The sequence below is a fragment of the Corynebacterium aurimucosum genome (genome assembly GCF_030408555.1).
In the GTDB taxonomy this organism is placed as follows: domain Bacteria; phylum Actinomycetota; class Actinomycetes; order Mycobacteriales; family Mycobacteriaceae; genus Corynebacterium; species Corynebacterium aurimucosum.
This window is the reverse complement of the sequence record NZ_CP047048.1, coordinates 348,018-363,855: the sequence shown is the minus strand read 5'-3', so window position 1 is coordinate 363,855 and position 15,838 is coordinate 348,018. Positions and strand designations below refer to the sequence as shown.

Sequence of the window (15,838 nt, the reverse complement as noted above, 5' to 3'; positions counted from 1 at the left end):
TGCTCTTTCAAGTTCACTCTATTGAACATCGACATTCACTTTTAATAAGAGAGGTTTCCCGTGAAGAAACTTATTTCGCTTCCCCTCGCTTCCCTCGTGGCTGCCACCGCGCTGACTGCCTGCACCAGCAGCGACTCCGCCGAAGCCCAGGACGACAATCTGACGATCTTCGCCACGACCGGTTACTTGGCTGATGCGGCCGCCAACATCGCCCCGGACGCCGACATCACCACCATGGTCGGCCCCGGCGGCGATCCACACACCTACCAGCCCACCACGCGCGATATTGAAAAGATGCAGGACGCCGACCTCGTCCTCTGGAATGGCCTTCACCTCGAGGCGCAAATGGTGGACCAGCTCTCCTCCCTCGGTGAGAAGCAGCTAGCTGTCGGCGAACAGCTCGATACTGCTGACCTCCTGCCGTGGCCCGAGCAAGGCGACAAGGGCGAAAAACTCTACGACCCGCACATCTGGAATAGCCCCGAGCTGTGGAGCCAGGTCGTCGATCACATCGGCACCAAACTCGGTGAAATCGACTCTGACAATGCCGAAGACTATGCCGCGGCCGCCGATGCATTTGAAGACAAGATTGCAGCCGCGCACGACAAGGCCGCTAAGGAACTCGAAAACGCCTCCCCGCGCGTTCTCATCACCGGCCATGACGCTTTCAACTACTTCGGCAAGACCTTCGACTTTGAAGTCCAAGCCACCGACTTCGTCACCACCGAAGCCACCAAGTCCGCCACTGAGATCTCCGAGCTCGCGGATACCATCGCGGAGAAAAAGGTCCCCGTTATCTTCCAAGATAACCAGGCGAACCCACAGGCCATCACTTCTCTCAAGGAAGCCGTAGAATCCCGCAACTGGACAGTCACCATCTCGGATGAGGAGCTCTTTGCCGATACCCTCGGCCCGGAAGCCCCCACCGATACCTACCTCGGAGCCTTTGAGCACAATGCTAGCGCCGTGGCGAAAGCACTGAGCTAATGCTCCACGTTGAAAACCTCACCGCCGGCTATCCCCGCACGCCGGTGCTTCACGACGCCACCTTCACCCTCACCCCCGCGACCATCACCGGACTGGTAGGCGCGAATGGGTCGGGAAAGTCCACTCTGGTCCGCACGCTGGTCGGGCTCCTTCCGCCACTAGCCTGCGGGTCGATGACCTTCGATGGCGTCGATCTTGCGCATTTTCGGCAGCGGCTCGGGTACATGCCACAACATGCGAATATCGACTGGAGTTACCCTGCCACCGCCTTCGACGTTGCCCTGATGGGCCGCACCGCCGGGCTGCGCTGGTGGCAGTGGCCCAGCCGCGCTGACAAAGACGCCGCCCACGCAGCACTTGCTCGCACCGGAATGCAGGCACACGCGCAACTGCCAATTTCCGCGCTATCTGGTGGGCAGCGCCAGCGCGTGTTGTTGGCGCGCACGCTCGTTAGCGATCCGGAATTCATCATCCTGGACGAGCCCTTCGCTGGTGTTGATGCCGCAAGTCAGCGCGCCATCATGGATGTACTCAAGGAACTGCGCGACAACGGCGTGACCATCCTGCTGGTGCACCACAACCTGGCGGAAGTCGCCGACTTTTGCGATGAGGTCCTCATGGTCGGCCACGGCCGGCTCATTGCTGCTGGCCCCACCGAACAGGTTCTCACAGAGTCCGCCATTGCCGATATGTTTTCCCTGCCATCATGAACCCACTCGAGCTTCTTCAGAACTACACCTATACCCAGGCACTCCTGGGTACCGTGCTGATCGGTGGCTGCGCCGGCGCGCTCGGCCCATTGGTATATGTTCGCCGCACCAGCCTGCTGGCCGATGCCATCTCGCATTCTTCCCTGCCCGGCCTGCTCACCGCCTTCCTCGTGGCCACCGCCATTGGCTGGGACGGGCGAAACGTCTGGCTCCTTGCTTGTGGAGCCCTGCTCACCGGAACGCTTGCGGTGGTCTGTATTCACCTCATCCCGCGGTTGACTCCCCTGGGGCAAACCACTGCGATGGCGGCCACGCTGACCACGTTTTTCTCGGTAGGCATGCTGCTCATGCAGTATATTTCCCGCCGACCATTGCCTGGCAAGGCCGGAATCCAGGATTATTTGCTGGGAAATGCCTCCACGCTCACTCGCGCGGATGTGCGCTCCACACTCATCATCGGTGGCTGCGTGCTGCTTTTTCTTTTCCTCATTCACACCCGGCAGGCCGCGGTCACCTTTGACTCAAGTTTTGCCCAGGTAGCCGGCATTCGCGCCTCGTTCCTCAACGCGGCTAGTTTCTTCGCCCTCACCGCCATCACGGTGCTCGGTGTCAAAGTCGTCGGCGTGGTACTCATGGTCGCCGTAGTCATCAGCCCTGCCGCCGCTGCCCGCCCCTGGACCACGCGCTTGCTACCTTTCATCGCGCTCTCCGGGTTCCTCGGCGCGGCCACCGCTGCTCTCGGCTGCTATGTCTCCATTGCGCACGGCCCGCTGCCCACCGGTCCGGTCATCGTCCTGGCTCAGGCAGCGCTCGTCACCATCAGCCTCCTCAGCAGAAAGCTCGCCTCATGACCCTCGCCGCCACTGCTTGTCTCCTTGCCGTCCTGACTGCCTTAGCCTGTGCTATCCCCGGCACCTTTGTTGTCCTCAAAGGCCAGGCCATGCTTATCGACGGCATCGGCCATGCCGTCCTTCCCGGGATTGCCATCGGTTACCTCTTTACCTCCGATCTGGATTCGCCCGTGCTGCTCGCTACCGCGGCTGCCGGCGCCTTGGTAGTAGCGTTGGGGACCGATGCGCTCCAGCGAAGCCCACTGGTGACTGCTGATTCCGCCCTCGGGTTGGTCTTTCCCGCCCTGTTTGCCGCCGGAGTCATCTTGATCTCCACGCACATGAGCCACGTGCACCTTGATGTCCACGCGGTTCTCGTCGGTGATCTCAACCTCGCGGCCTTCTCCAACCCTAACTATTGCTACATCATGGCCGCAGTGCTGGGTATCAATGCTCTCTTCCTCGCCCTTACACTGCCGCGTTTATCCGCCACGACTTTTGACGCCGATTTTTGTGCCGCACGCGGGGTGCCCACGCGCGTTCTTCACGTCATTTTTATGACCGTGGTTGCCTGCACTGCCACCGCCGCTTTTCACGCTGCCGGTGCCATGCTGGTCATCGCGCTCATGGTATTCCCGACGATGACCGCGCGACTGCTTACTCAGCGCGTGCCCACGCTGGTGTTGACTGCCTGTGGCGTTGCCGCGATCAGCGCAGTCGTTGGATTTTGGGTTGCCTATGTCCTCGACGCAGCTACCTCTGCCGCAATGACAGTCACCAATGCCGTCGTTTTCGTCGCGGTGCTCATTATCTACCGCCTTCGCCAACGCACCAGCTCATTGCCGCAGCGAACCACACCAGTGGCACAATAGTGAGCATGTCTGCCTTTTCCGCCACTCCTGCCGATTGGCTCCAGGGTGCTCGCCCGCATACCTGGGCCAATGCCTTTGCTCCCGTTATCGCTGGTACCGGCGCTGCCGCCGCGGCGCATGGTTTGCACTGGGGCCGGGCGTTGCTGGCACTCATCGTGGCCTGGGCTCTTATCATCGGCGTGAACTACGCCAACGACTACTCCGATGGCATCCGCGGCACCGATGATGACCGCACCGGCCCCCAGCGCCTCACCGGCGGCGGGCTGGCCAAACCACAGCACGTCAAGTTCGCCGCCTTCGCTTGCTTCGGCGTGGCCGCCATCGCGGGAATTTCGCTCTCCCTGGCTGCCAACGCAGCTTGGTTCATCCTCGTCGGCGCCGTGTGTATCGCCGGCGCCTGGTTCTATACCGGTGGCAAGAACCCCTACGGCTACCGCGGGTTCGGAGAAATCGCCGTTTTCGTATTCTTCGGGCTCGTCGCCGTCCTGGGCACCGAGTACACGCAGGTCGGCCGCATCACGTGGACGGGCCTTGCCTTAGCCGTGGGTATCGGCGGTATGAGTGCGGCGGTAAACCTGGCCAATAACATCCGGGACATCCCCTCCGATAAGGCCACCGGCAAGATCACTTTGGCGGTGCGCCTGGGTGATAAAAAGTCCCGCACGCTATTCATGACACTCTTGCTGCTGCCGGTACTACTCACCATCGGCCTAGCCTTCGATTCCTGGGCCGCGCTCGCTTCGCTGCTCTACTTCCCCCTCGCGCTGGGTGCTATCCGCACCGTCAACCGCGGCGCACGCGGCCCGAAACTCATCCCAGTACTTGGCATGGCCGGCCGCGCGATGCTGGTGTGGGCGGTTATCAACGCTGTAGCGCTGGCCCTGGTTTAACCACCGATTTAGCGGCCAGCCAGCTCCTCTTGGACCCACTTCTTGTGGGCCTTGCGCTGCGCGGAGTACTCCGCCAGCGTCTGAGTGGCTTCCATGCGCCACGTGGAGAAGATCAGCATGGACAGCGGCAGCGCCACAAACAACGCCAACAGGGCGGAGACCAGCAGCGGAAAGGTCCCGAGAACCGCCATGGCCAGCAGCTGAATCACCGCGGTGAGCACAATGAACAGCACCACGCGGGCAGCCCCGTACTTCCACAAAGCGACGCGGGAGCGGCGCTTGAGCGCCGGGTCCGGCTGGGGCGGTTCGGAGTTCTGGGAGGCGTTGGTGGTGTTTTCTGTCTGACTCATAATTCTCACTTTTACTTTGCGGGCATTCCGTAGAATACAACGCATGGGTCGATTGATACTACTACTCTTGTTTGTCCTCGCGGCGGTCCTCGTATGGAAGGCCTTTGGTCCGTCGAGTTGGAATAAGAAGGCACAGCAGCCGCAGCGCCCCGCAATCAAGGGCCCAGACGATGACGAAGAGTTCCTGTGGAACCTAGAGAAGCAGCGCTTCAAAGAGCGCCGCGCCAGGGAGCGGGAGGCAGAGCGCCAAGAAGAAGAGCGCCGCCGGCGCTCACAGGGTTCACAAGGTTCCCAGAAACCCAAGGCCACCGAGGACAAAGACGATAAAGGCAAAGGAGCCGACGAAGCCTAAGCCTTCGGCTCGAAGGTCATCTCGAGATCGAGCGCTTCAGCCACCGCCATCACCTTTTCCCAGCGCACGCCAGAGCCGCCGTGCTCGATAGTGTGCAGCGTGGAGCGCGAAATCCCGGCCTTCTCAGCCAGCGCCTGCTGCAAGATACCGAGTTCTCGGCGGCGCTGCGCAAAGCCCTCACCGAGAGCGATGAGCTGCGGGTTATCGCCCGCCGGCTTGCCCTGCTTGTGCCGCGGCTTAGGGGTCTCCGCCATTTAGTTCAGCCCCGCATAGGAGTGCAGGCCGGAGACAACCATGTTGATGAAGAACAGGTTGAAGATCATGAGCAGCATCGCCGCGATGTTGATATACGGCGCGGCCTTGCGGAAGGCCGGCGTCGCGCGGGCGTGCAGGTAGGCGGCGTAGAGGATCCAGGTGGCAAAGGAGACGGTCTCCTTCGGGTCCCAACCCCAGTAGCGGCCCCATGCGGACTCGGCCCAAATGGCACCCAGCACAATACCCAGGCCCAGGGTCGGCAGCGCCACCACGCCCAAGCGATAAGCCAAGCGGTCCAGCTTCTTCGCCGAAGGAAGCGGGCGGGCAAGCGCACCGAAGAAACCAGACTCATTACCCTTCGGCTGGAATTCACGCAGCACGCTGAGCAGAGAGGCAATACCGGAGACCACGCCGATGGACGCGCCCAACGAGACCACGGTGACGTGAATCGGCAGCCAGTGGGACTGCAGTGCCGGAACCACCGGAGCGGATTCCGCATAAAGCTTGGTGGAGCCATAGAACATCAGCGCCAGAATCGGCGTGAGCAGCCACGGCCACAGGGTGCGCCACTCCTTGCGCTGCATGGCAATGGTCGCCACCACCATGGCGCCGGCGGTCACCATGAGCACGTACTCGTAAAGGTTGCCAAACGGGAAGCGCCCCGTTGCCAGACCGCGCAGCACAATGGCCGCCAAGTGTAAGGCGATACCCAACCACAGGAGCATCTGCGTCATGCCGCCGAGCTTGTCGGCGTTCTCCCGCTTCTTCGCCAGATCCGCATCTAGGTCAGCATCGGGACCAGCGCTGGCTGTCGGGGGGACGTCGCCAAGCACGGCACTGTCTGCCGAGGCCCCCACGCTGGCGAGTTCGCGCTGCTGCGCCACAGCACTCGTGCGGGAGCGCATAGCCTCGATGATGCTGTGCATCCGGCCGTAGTAGACCAGGGACAACACCAAGGCGAGAGCATAAACGACGAACGCGGTTTGCACCGCGATGTCGGAAAAGTTGGACAGATTTTGATCAACCTGCATGAGTGGGAAACCTTGCCTTCACAATCGTGCCTACACCGTGCTTCACGCACGAGGCTGCATGAGCGGAGAGATTTATGGTGCTCATAAGAGTACCCCCCCTTCCCAGCAGTATCCAACTTTTGACGGATACACTCCGCTCCTTTAGTCGGCGGAGTAGAGCTCGTCTTCCTCCACCTCATCGGGATCCGGCAGTTCCAGGAGATCGCGGTGAAGCTCGTGGAATTCCTCAGACCAACCCGCGCGGTCGGTACGGGCAAGGCCGCCCATCTCGATGTCGGTGCCGCCGTTGGCGCCCGGCCGGATGCGCACCCACACGCGGCGGCGCTTAATTACCAGCGAGCCAACCAGCGATACCAGCATGACCAGCGAGGACACCAAGACCCAGCTCTGGAAGGGGTCATAGGAAACCTGGTAGTTCGCGAACTCGGAGGCGCCATCGAAGGTGATCTTCGTACCGTCGTCCAGCGTGACCGATTCACCCTGGTTTAGGTTGACGCGGTCGATCTTCTGCAGCTGGCCCGTGTGGACCAGGTTGGAATCCAGGGAGAAGAAAGACTGCGGGGTACCCGTGTCCAGGCCGGCATCACCGCGGTAGATATCGATAGCCACGGCTGGGTCCAGCATCGCTGGGTAGGAGGATTGCAACAGCTTGCCGCTCTCACCGGACCACTCGGCGGTCGGCGCAAAGAGGCCCTGGATGGCGATCTGGTTCTGGCGGCGCTCAAACAGGTCCGGGTACATGCCCGCCGGCGGGTCGAAACGCATCACTCCCGAGGACAGGAAGAACGTGGTGTCGGTCGGCTGGAACTGGATGGTCTGCGTGCGCTTTTCGCCGTTGGGCCACTCCACCGTCATCGTCGGCGCAAAACCGTGGCCCTGCAGGTAAACGCGGTTTTTGTCAATGCGCAGCGGGTGATTGACCTGCAGCTGGTAGTCCTCCCAGGTCTCCGGGTCCGTGAAGATATCGTCGCCTGCGGCATAGGACACGTTCGAGGTGAACATCTCCGCCTGGCCATTGGGCAGGTAGTCCGCGGTGAAGTCGTGGGCCTTAAAGCAGAAGGGGTGCAGGCCGGTGCCGTCGAACAGCGGGCCGGCGCGGAAGGAATCATAGACAGAGGTTGATGTATTACAGAACTCCGTGGACTGCGGCTGTTCCTGGGTCTGGCCCTGGGAGTTCTTCTCCGTCACCACGATGACCTGGCCTTCATAGTGCACCAGGCGCCCGGCTGCCATGGTCAGCAGGATGGCCACGAGAGCAATGTGGAAGATGAGGTTGCACAGCTCGCGGGCATAACCGCGCTCCGCGGAGAAGGACTGCGCACCCGCACGGTCCTTGTCTGGGGAGACCGCATTGACGCGCCACTTCTTCAACATGGTTTTGGTGGCAGCCGCGATCTCCTCCGGGGATTTCTCCGAATGCCCGGTGGCGTTCAGCGGCATCTTATTCAAGAACTTTGGTGCGCGCGTCGGCGGGGTGCGGTAGGCCTTGTAGTGATCCCAGGAGCGCGGGATGATGCAGCCCACCAGGGAAATCATGAGCAACACGTAGATGGCCTGGAACCAGACGGAGGAGAAGACGTCGAAAAGCTGCAGCTTATCGTAGATCTCTGCCACTTTACCGTTGGTCTCAATGAAGTCATTGACATTGGACTCATTGAGCGAGCGCTGCGGCAGGAGCGAGCCCGGAATGGCAGCAATGGCCAGCAGGAAGAGCAGTGCCAGCGCGGTGCGCATGCTGGTCAGCCAATGCCAGGCCTTGCGGATATATCTCACGAAAATTCTCCTTTAAATCAGCGTCGCGCCATAGGACACGGTCCACTGGCGGATGGCGTTGATGAAATCTGCCCAGAGCCCGGTCAGCAGCGCCAAGCCGACGAGGATCATGGCGATGCCGCCAACAATCTGGATGGCGCGGGAGTGTTTGCGCATCCAGGTCACGGTGCGCATCGCTTTGGCGGAGCCCAGTGCCACGAGTAGGAAGGGCAGGCCCAGCCCCAGGCAGTAGCCGATGATCAGGATCGTGCCGCGCAGCGCTGTGGTTCCTTCGGTGCCGGCAGAAACGGACAGGATGGCGGCCAGCGTGGGGCCCAGGCACGGGGTCCAGCCCAGGGCGAAAACCCCGCCGAGCAGGGGCGCGCCCAGCCACGTGGTCCAGCGCCGCGGGGCCATGCGGGTGTCCTTCTGCAGCACCGGCACCACGCCCATGAACACCACGCCCATAAGAATGGTGATGATGCCGCCGGCGCGCATGAGGGTGTCCGCGTTGAGCGTCAGCGCCGAAATGGCACCGAAAACCGACACCGTAGCGAGGACAAACACGATGGTAAAGCCCAGCACGAAGAGTGCTGCGGCACCGACCACGGCCCAACGCCGGCGCTTGCCGACGCCCACCCCCAGCTCCTCGTCATAACTAACCTCTCCGCCCACCACGGAGGCGAGGTAGGAGATATAACCCGGAACCAGTGGAACCACACATGGCGAGGCGAAGGAGACCAACCCGGCCACAGCGGCGGCGAGCACTCCGATAAGGAGCGGGCCGGACACGGCGGCATCAGCAAAGCTTTGTCCCACGCCGTCAGCGACAAGGATCACTGTTCTTTCTCCAGCTCGTCGACGACCTCAAGGACATCCTTCTCCGTGATCTCCGTCAGGAAGACTGCGGCGGGGCGGTGCTGCTTATCCAACACGATGGTGGTGGGCACCACGGAGGTGGGCACGCCGCCGAGCGCCGCGGCCGTCTTGAAGGGCGGGTCATAGATGGAGGGGTACTCCAGGCCGTTATCGGCCATAAAATCCCGGGAGATCTCCGGGTTGAAGTCCTTGACATTGATGCCTAGCACGGTGCCGACCTTGCGCTTTTGCAGCTCCGAGTGGATGGCCTGGAGGTCATCCGATTCGGAGCGGCACGGCGCGCACCACTGGCCCCAGGAATTCAGGACGACGATCTGGTCCTGAAAATCCGAGAGCTTGATTGTCGTGGACTCATCCCGCAGGTCCTCACCGGAGAAATCCTTGAGTGGTTTGCGGTCTGCTTCCTCGTAACGAATGGTGGTCTGCCCGCCGGGTGAAATAAACTCGAAGGTGCCGCCGGAAGCAACGGCGTTCTGTGCATTCTCCTCGCTCTGTGTACAGCCAGCTAAGGCAAACACAGCAACGACACCGGCCACGGCGGCGCGGATAGTTTTACGCGCCATTAGATGTCCTGTGCAGGTTCGGAGTAGAAGATATCGATAATCTCGCGGTCGCGGTAGACCAGCGAGGTCACCGAGGCGAGAGCGCATTGGCGGTCCCACGGCGCGTGGGCCAGGCGCTTGCCCAACACGGTGCGCTGCACCATGACGATGGGCAGCTGGTGGGACACCACGATGGCCTCGTACCCCTCAGCCTTGGAACGAGCGCGCTCAGCGGCGTCCATCATGCGCGCGGCGATCTCCTCGAAAGGCTCGCCCCACGAGGGCTCAAGCGGGTTGACCATGAGCGGCCAGCGCTGCGGGTTCCACAGCTGCGAGTTCCAACCCTTGGTGCGCAGGCCCTCGAAGCGGTTGCCGGACTCGATGACGCCCTTGTCGACGTCCACCTCCAAGCCCGTCACCTGCGCAATCGGCAGCGCGGTTTCCTGCGCGCGCTGCAGCGGCGAGGCCGCCAGGTAGGTCACGTCATGGCCCTCAAAGGCTTTCGCCGTGCGTGCGGCCATGGAATGCCCACGGGAGGACAAGTGATAGCCCGGGATGCGCCCGTAGAGGATCTTATCCGGGTTATAAACCTCGCCGTGGCGGACGAAGTGGACGATGGTGGTGGACATATGCCTGTGTCTATCCCCTCAACATGGTTGGTTTAGTGCGGGCGCTGCGCGCTGGCAGCGGCCTGGGCGGCAGGCTTGAGAGCTGCCTCGATTACCTCAAAATCTTTGTCCGTGAGCGCGTCAGACACAAACCAGGTCTCGAAGGCTGACGGCGGGACGTACACGCCGCCCTCCAGCAGTGCGTGGAAGAAGGGGGCGAAACGCCAGGTATCGGCGGCCTGCATATCGGCGAAGTTGCGGCCCTGGCCCTCGGCGAAGCGGATGGAGAACATCGTCTCTGCGCGCTGGATGTGGTGTGCCACGCCGGCGGCATCAAGCGCCGCCGTTATCAGGCCGGTCAGGCGGTCCGCGTTGGCCTGCAGGCGCGGGTACAGCTCTTCGTTTGCGAGCTCCAGTGATGCTAGGCCGGAGGCCATCGCTACCGGGTTACCGGACAGCGTGCCCGCCTGGTAGACAGGGCCCGACGGTGCCAGCGAAGCCATCACGTCGGCGCGACCACCGAAGGCAGCGGCCGGCAGGCCGCCGGAGACCACCTTCCCGAAGGTCACCAGGTCACCCGCTACCCCATCGACGCCGAACCAGCCCTTGTAGGAGGTGCGGAAACCGGTCATGACCTCGTCGAGGATGAGCAGGGCGCCGTCGGCATGCGCGATCTCCTTGAGTGCCGCGTTGAAGCCCTCCTCTGGGGCCACGGTGCCCATGTTGCCCGCCGCGGCTTCGGCGATGATGCAGGCGATCTCTCCCGGGTGCGCGGCAAAGGCCTCGCGGACGGCGTCGAGATCGTTATAAGGAACAACGATGGTATCCGCGGCCGAGGCGCCGGTCACGCCCGGGGAATCCGGGAGCGCGAAGGTGGCCACGCCGGAGCCAGCCGACGCCAACAGCGCGTCCACGTGGCCGTGGTAGCAGCCCTCAAACTTCAGGACCTTGGCGCGGCCGGTGAAACCACGGGCCAGCCGCACGGCGGACATGGTGGCCTCGGTACCGGAGTTGACCAGGCGCACCTGCTCCACGGCGGTGCGCTTGACGATGTGCTCCGCCAGCAGCGTCTCGCCCTCGGTGGGGGCGCCGAAGGAGAGGCCGTCGGCAGCCGCCTTCTGCACTGCCTCCACGATGGCCGGGTGGGCATTGCCGTGGATCATCGGGCCATAGGAGCTGACCAGGTCGACGTACTCGTTGCCGTCGATATCCCACAGGCGGGAGCCCTCACCGCGAGCGATAACGCGGGCTTGGCCGCCCACGGATCCGAAGGCGCGGACCGGGGAATTCACACCGCCCGGGGTGACCTTGGTGGCGCGCTCGAACCACTCGGCGGACTGGGACGTATTCTGCTGGTTTAGCTGGCTGGAGTTAGGCATAGCCCACATTGTATCGGTTTTAGCCCTATACAAAAGTTGGAGTCCCCTCGTGTCCCACGGTCGCTCCTCCAAAGCCTCGCGCGCGCCCTCGACACGCTCGCGCTGCGCACCCGCCACTGTGGCGCTATGCTGGCAGCACACTGTTGATTCTGCCTTTCTTTATTTCGGCGCTGGGGTGCGCTGCGGAGAGGCACTACTTAAGGGGGATTCCCATGGCTTCACGCCGATTTCTTATCATTCTTGCCTGCCTTCCGCTGTCTGCCTGTGCCACCACGCAGGCAGAAACCGCTCCGCGAAGCGAGCCCGGTCCCATTACCTCGGCCCCACCGACGTCCTGGGAGCCGAATGCCCTACCTCAGCCGGTCAACCGCTTGGGCGACACCACCTCCATCGCGCCAGCCCCAGCCGAACCAGAACCTGAAGCCCAGGCACCAGCTCCCGCACCCACGAAGGTTGAGGCACCAGCACCACAGGTAGAAACCGTTACGCTCCGTGCCCCAGCGCCAGCGCCAGCGCCCGCACCAGCACCGCACCCGGCCCCGCCACAGAGCCCCAAACCCAAGTTTGAGCTTCCCAAACCCCCGCACATTCCCATCCCGCCGGAAGTCCAGGAAGGGCTCGACCACATACCTACGCTTCCCCCGCTGCCCAAAGCGGAGGAGATCTACATCGACGTGCCCTTCTAAAACCTCTAAGGGTAGACCCTGATCTACCTCCTATATTCCCCCCGCTGTGCATGACAAGAAACATGTCCGAGAGTTAACCTGAACCCGATTTCAATGACGGCGTTAACCTGACAGTAAGGGATTCATGAATAAGAAAGCTCTCGGCATCACTGCTGGCGCTATCGCTGCGGTTCTCCTCGCAGGCGGCGGTGGAATGTACGCACTAACCAGTGGGTCTTCCGATATTCAGCTCACCGCAACCGATGTCACGACAACCGCCAAAGAAGACCTCATCAGTTCCGTCTCCGCCTCCGGAACGGTTTCTGCCGAGCGCGAACTCTCGCTGACCACCTCGCTGACCGGCCCCATCCAGTCCTTGGACGCGAAAGTGGGTGACCGCGTCGAGGCCCAACAGTTGCTCGGCCGCATGGACACCACCGAAACCGAGCGTGAGCTCGAGGCCCAGCGCACCTCCCAGGAGGCAGGCAAGCTTGAGGCCGTCCACCAGATTGAGGACGCCCAGCTGCAGCTGCGCCAGCTTCAGGATTCCCTCGACCAAGGCCTCAACCCCGAGGTCAACAGCGCCCAATCCGCCGTGAACTCGGCGCAGACCGAATACGCCGAAGCACAGCGCAAGCTCGATGAAGCCTTGGCCACCAAGGGCGACCGCCCCGAGATTGCAGAGGCCCGCGCCGCCGTCGAGCAAGCACGTTCTGGTGTGCGCGATGCGGAGTCCAAGTCTTTCCAGTCCGCACTGGCCTCCCTCGGCACTGCCACCGAGGATCCCTCCGGCCTCAACACCGCCAGCGCTTTCTTGAGCTATCTGGACTCCGATGAGGCAGTGCAGGATTCTGAGCGCCAGCTCAAGCAGTCCGAGGAATCCTATGGCCGCGTCCTCCGCGGTATCGACCGCGAGCTGGGCGAGCAACAGCGCGCCACCGCTTCCTCCTACCAAGCGGTTGCCGATGCCGAACGCGCGCTGCAAGCCAGCAACCTGGCCATCGAGCAGCAGATTTCCTCCCAGTCCCAGGCGGTGAACCACGCGGTGGAATCGGCGGCGTCGGCAAGCGCGAATAACGCCAAGGAAAATGGGCCGCTGGAGTACCGGCTCTCCCAAGCCGACCTGCGCTCCCCTCTGGCAGGCGTTGTCACCGCCGTCAACGGCCAGGCCGGCGCCCCGGCCGAGGGCCCCATCCTCACCGTGGCGGATGACTCCTCCCTGCTGGTGAAATCCACGGTCAAGGAGGGCGATATCGCCCGCATCAAGGTCGGCGATGAAGTCTCCTTCACCTCGCCATCAAGCCCTGGCAAAGAATACAAGGGCAAAGTCACCTTCATCTCCCCCACCGCTGAGCAGCCCGATGTCGAGGCTGGTGCAGGGGGCGGCTCCGGCAAGCCAACTGGTTCTACCAAGCCCGAATTCCCCGTGCACATCCACGTCGATGGCAACCGCGAGGGCCTGCGCCTCGGTTCCACCACGAAGGTGAAAATCATTACGAAGAAGGATAAGAACGCCATCACCGTGCCGCTCTCCGCCATCTATGAAGACGGCGGAAAGAAGAACGTCCTCGTCGTCGACAACGGCACGATCCAGGCGCGCGAGGTCAAGGTGGCCAGCGAATCCGATTTCTCCGCCGCCATCTCCTCCGGCCTCAAGGAGGGCGAGACCGTCATCAGCCAGGCGGATACGCACAAGGACATGGTCGGCATGTCCGCCTCCGTAGAAGGCTCCGATGATGCGGAAGAGAACGCATGAGCCGCCTCATTGAGATGCGGGGAATCGTCAAACGTTTCAACGAGGGTCTCGACAGCGAGCTGACCGTCATCCCGGGCCTCGACTTCAGCGTGGACGAAGGCGAGTTCGTGGCCGTCGTGGGCCAGTCCGGCTCCGGCAAGTCCACGCTCATGAACATCATCGGCTTGCTCGACCGCCCCACCGCCGGCGAATACCAGCTGGCTGGCGTGGATGCGCTGGCGCTTGGCGACGACAAACTAGCCTCCTTCCGCGGCCAAAAAATCGGATTCATCTTCCAGAACTTCAACTTGATCGGCCGCATGTCCGCGCTGAAGAACGTGGAGATGCCCATGGTCTATGCGGGCGTTTCAGCCCACGAGCGCACCCAGTGCGCGGAAGAGCTTTTGGAGATGGTCGGCATGTCCGACCGCATGAATCACCTGCCTAATGAGCTATCCGGTGGTCAGAAGCAGCGCGTGGCGGTGGCCCGCGCACTGGCCAACCAGCCGGAGATTCTGCTGGCGGACGAGCCCACCGGCGCGCTGGATTCGCAGACCGGCCGCATGGTCATGGACTTATTCCACGAACTGCACCGCACGCATGGAAAAACCATCTTGTTCATTACCCACAACCCGGAGTTGGCTGATGAATGCAGCCGCACCGTCACGATGAAGGACGGGGTGTTGTCATGAATTTCGCTGAATCCACCAAGATGGCGCTGACCAGCTTGCGCACCAACAAGATGCGCTCGGCGCTAACACTCTTAGGCGTCATCATCGGCATCGCCGCGGTGATCGCCATCGTCACACTCGGCCACTCCTTGCAGGCCTCGGTTCAAAAAGACTTGGACAAGGTGGGCGCCAATAACTTCACCGTTCAGGTCAAGGAGCGCCCTGAGGAGGGCGAAGAGGAAGAAGCCGACGATCCTTTCATGGGCGGCGGCTATGTCGAGGACGAGTCCTCGATGCTCACCCCGGACATGCTGGACCGCGCCAAAGAGGTCTTGGGAGATCAGATCACCGGCATCAATATCGGCGAGTACAGCTCTTATTCCGGCGCCCTCGTGGTCGAGGGCGAATCCGGGGAGGAGACCGCCAACCTCCTCATCCGCCCGACCAACCCGGACTATGTCTCAGGCTCCTCCTATTCCATCGTGGCCGGGCGCTTCCTCAGCGAAGACGATATCGATTCCAGCCGAGCAGTAGCCATGCTGGATAAGGAAACCGCCACCAAGCTCTTCGGCGCTCCTGAAGACGCTATTGGCCAATACGTGAGCTTTGAAAGCCAAGAGGCCTCTCCTATTGAGCTCGCCGTCATCGGCGTTTTTGAAGAGCCGCAAACCGGCCCTCTTGTAGGCGGTGGCCCCAGCCAATCCGCCTTCGTTCCTTACCCGCTGGAAGCCGAGCTTTCCGATTCCCCCGGTGCCGGCACCGCCTTCAGCGAGGTCACCGTTCGCGGCAACCCAGACTTGGACAAGGCCGCGGTAGCCAGCAACCTGCAGCGCGTCTTCGATAGCTACTACAAGGACAACCCGGACTACATGGTCAAAGTGACCGACTTCAGCGATGACCTCGCGTCCTTGAACCAGATCTTCACCACGATGAGCCTGGTGCTCGCGGCCATCGGCGGTATCTCGCTGCTCGTCGGCGGCATTGGCGTGATGAACATTATGCTCATCACCGTCACCGAGCGCACCCGCGAGATTGGCATCCGCAAGGCGCTTGGCGCACGCCGCCGCGATATCCGCATCCAGTTCATCACAGAGGCCATCGTGGTCTGTCTCATCGGTGGACTCATCGGCATCGCCATCGGCACTGCCGCCGGCATGGCGGGTGCGGCCGCCATCGGCTCACTCGTGGCACCGCCGCTCTGGGCGGTTATCCTCTCGCTGCTCTTCTCGCTGGCTATTGGCCTCTTCTTTGGCTACTACCCTGCGGGCAAGGCCGCAAAGCTGGACCCGATTGAGGCGCTGCGCTACGAGTAAATCCCGCGTCGTCGTTT

18 protein-coding genes are annotated in these 15,838 nt (G+C 62.4%); 10 read left to right on the top strand and 8 right to left on the bottom strand.

The window, feature by feature from the left end; genetic code table 11:
- Nucleotides 1–60: 60 nt before the first annotated feature.
- The 5 genes from CAURIM_RS01720 to CAURIM_RS01700 are packed head-to-tail and all read left to right on the top strand — an operon-like array spanning nucleotide 61 to nucleotide 4,289.
- The gene (locus tag CAURIM_RS01720; protein WP_201828721.1) at nucleotides 61–987 is read left to right on the top strand and encodes a metal ABC transporter substrate-binding protein; all 927 of its coding nucleotides are present in this window, start codon (nucleotides 61–63) and stop codon (nucleotides 985–987) included.
- A complete protein-coding gene (locus CAURIM_RS01715) occupies nucleotides 987–1,697 on the top strand; it encodes a metal ABC transporter ATP-binding protein (protein ID WP_201828722.1) in 711 nt (236 codons plus the stop codon). The genes CAURIM_RS01720 and CAURIM_RS01715 overlap by 1 nt, the downstream gene beginning before the upstream one ends.
- Nucleotides 1,694–2,548, top strand: coding sequence for a metal ABC transporter permease (locus CAURIM_RS01710; protein ID WP_070447970.1), 855 nt, complete (start codon nucleotides 1,694–1,696; stop codon nucleotides 2,546–2,548). Before CAURIM_RS01715 ends, CAURIM_RS01710 begins: the two co-directional genes overlap by 4 nt.
- Nucleotides 2,545–3,399 carry a metal ABC transporter permease gene (locus CAURIM_RS01705; RefSeq protein WP_070447968.1) on the top strand — a complete coding sequence of 285 codons (855 nt, stop codon included), beginning with the start codon at nucleotides 2,545–2,547 and terminating at the stop codon, nucleotides 3,397–3,399. Before CAURIM_RS01710 ends, CAURIM_RS01705 begins: the two co-directional genes overlap by 4 nt.
- A 5-nt stretch (nucleotides 3,400–3,404) precedes the next feature.
- Nucleotides 3,405–4,289, top strand: coding sequence for a 1,4-dihydroxy-2-naphthoate polyprenyltransferase (locus CAURIM_RS01700; protein WP_201828723.1), 885 nt, complete (start codon nucleotides 3,405–3,407; stop codon nucleotides 4,287–4,289).
- 8 nt (nucleotides 4,290–4,297) lie between these two features.
- Here the strand turns inward: CAURIM_RS01700 and CAURIM_RS01695 are convergent, their stop codons facing one another.
- A complete protein-coding gene (locus CAURIM_RS01695) occupies nucleotides 4,298–4,639 on the bottom strand; it encodes a DUF4229 domain-containing protein (RefSeq protein WP_046647785.1) in 342 nt (113 codons plus the stop codon).
- A gap of 43 nt (nucleotides 4,640–4,682) precedes the next feature.
- On the opposite strand from CAURIM_RS01695, the gene CAURIM_RS01690 reads away from it, so the two are divergent.
- Nucleotides 4,683–4,991, top strand: coding sequence for a hypothetical protein (locus CAURIM_RS01690; RefSeq protein WP_201828724.1), 309 nt, complete (start codon nucleotides 4,683–4,685; stop codon nucleotides 4,989–4,991).
- Here CAURIM_RS01690 and CAURIM_RS01685 read toward each other — a convergent pair.
- The 7 genes from CAURIM_RS01685 to hemL form a co-directional block, all read right to left on the bottom strand.
- On the bottom strand, nucleotides 4,988–5,245 hold the full coding sequence (locus CAURIM_RS01685) for a helix-turn-helix domain-containing protein (RefSeq protein WP_070718964.1): 258 nt from the start codon (nucleotides 5,243–5,245) through the stop codon (nucleotides 4,988–4,990). The genes CAURIM_RS01690 and CAURIM_RS01685 overlap by 4 nt on opposite strands.
- Nucleotides 5,246–6,277, bottom strand: coding sequence for a c-type cytochrome biogenesis protein CcsB (ccsB, locus tag CAURIM_RS01680; protein WP_070447958.1), 1,032 nt, complete (start codon nucleotides 6,275–6,277; stop codon nucleotides 5,246–5,248).
- Nucleotides 6,278–6,418: 141 nt separating this feature from the next.
- Entirely contained in the window at nucleotides 6,419–8,050 is a 1,632-nt protein-coding gene (locus tag CAURIM_RS01675; RefSeq protein WP_201828725.1) for a cytochrome c biogenesis protein ResB, read from the bottom strand.
- A 12-nt stretch (nucleotides 8,051–8,062) separates the two neighbouring features.
- Nucleotides 8,063–8,869 (bottom strand): cytochrome c biogenesis CcdA family protein, encoded by an 807-nt coding sequence (locus tag CAURIM_RS01670; RefSeq protein ID WP_201828726.1) that lies wholly within the window; start codon nucleotides 8,867–8,869, stop codon nucleotides 8,063–8,065.
- Nucleotides 8,866–9,471 (bottom strand): TlpA disulfide reductase family protein, encoded by a 606-nt coding sequence (locus tag CAURIM_RS01665; protein WP_201828727.1) that lies wholly within the window; start codon nucleotides 9,469–9,471, stop codon nucleotides 8,866–8,868. Before CAURIM_RS01665 ends, CAURIM_RS01670 begins: the two co-directional genes overlap by 4 nt.
- Entirely contained in the window at nucleotides 9,471–10,079 is a 609-nt protein-coding gene (locus CAURIM_RS01660) for a histidine phosphatase family protein (protein ID WP_201828728.1), read from the bottom strand. The genes CAURIM_RS01665 and CAURIM_RS01660 overlap by 1 nt, the downstream gene beginning before the upstream one ends.
- Nucleotides 10,080–10,111: 32 nt before the next feature.
- Nucleotides 10,112–11,446: a glutamate-1-semialdehyde 2,1-aminomutase gene (gene hemL / locus CAURIM_RS01655; RefSeq protein WP_201828729.1), complete on the bottom strand. Its 1,335-nt coding sequence runs from the start codon at nucleotides 11,444–11,446 to the stop codon at nucleotides 10,112–10,114.
- Nucleotides 11,447–11,649: 203 nt separating this feature from the next.
- Between hemL and CAURIM_RS01650 the strand changes: the two genes are divergently transcribed.
- From CAURIM_RS01650 to CAURIM_RS01635, 4 genes are all read left to right on the top strand, one after another.
- Nucleotides 11,650–12,123: a hypothetical protein gene (locus CAURIM_RS01650; protein WP_070718976.1), complete on the top strand. Its 474-nt coding sequence runs from the start codon at nucleotides 11,650–11,652 to the stop codon at nucleotides 12,121–12,123.
- Nucleotides 12,124–12,247: 124 nt separating this feature from the next.
- Entirely contained in the window at nucleotides 12,248–13,858 is a 1,611-nt protein-coding gene (locus CAURIM_RS01645) for a permuted SH3 domain-containing protein (protein WP_201828730.1), read from the top strand.
- Complete coding sequence (locus CAURIM_RS01640) at nucleotides 13,855–14,529, top strand: ABC transporter ATP-binding protein (RefSeq protein ID WP_201828731.1); 675 nt, start codon at nucleotides 13,855–13,857, stop codon at nucleotides 14,527–14,529. Before CAURIM_RS01645 ends, CAURIM_RS01640 begins: the two co-directional genes overlap by 4 nt.
- Nucleotides 14,526–15,821, top strand: coding sequence for an ABC transporter permease (locus CAURIM_RS01635; RefSeq protein ID WP_201828732.1), 1,296 nt, complete (start codon nucleotides 14,526–14,528; stop codon nucleotides 15,819–15,821). Before CAURIM_RS01640 ends, CAURIM_RS01635 begins: the two co-directional genes overlap by 4 nt.
- Nucleotides 15,822–15,838 lie beyond the last annotated feature (17 nt).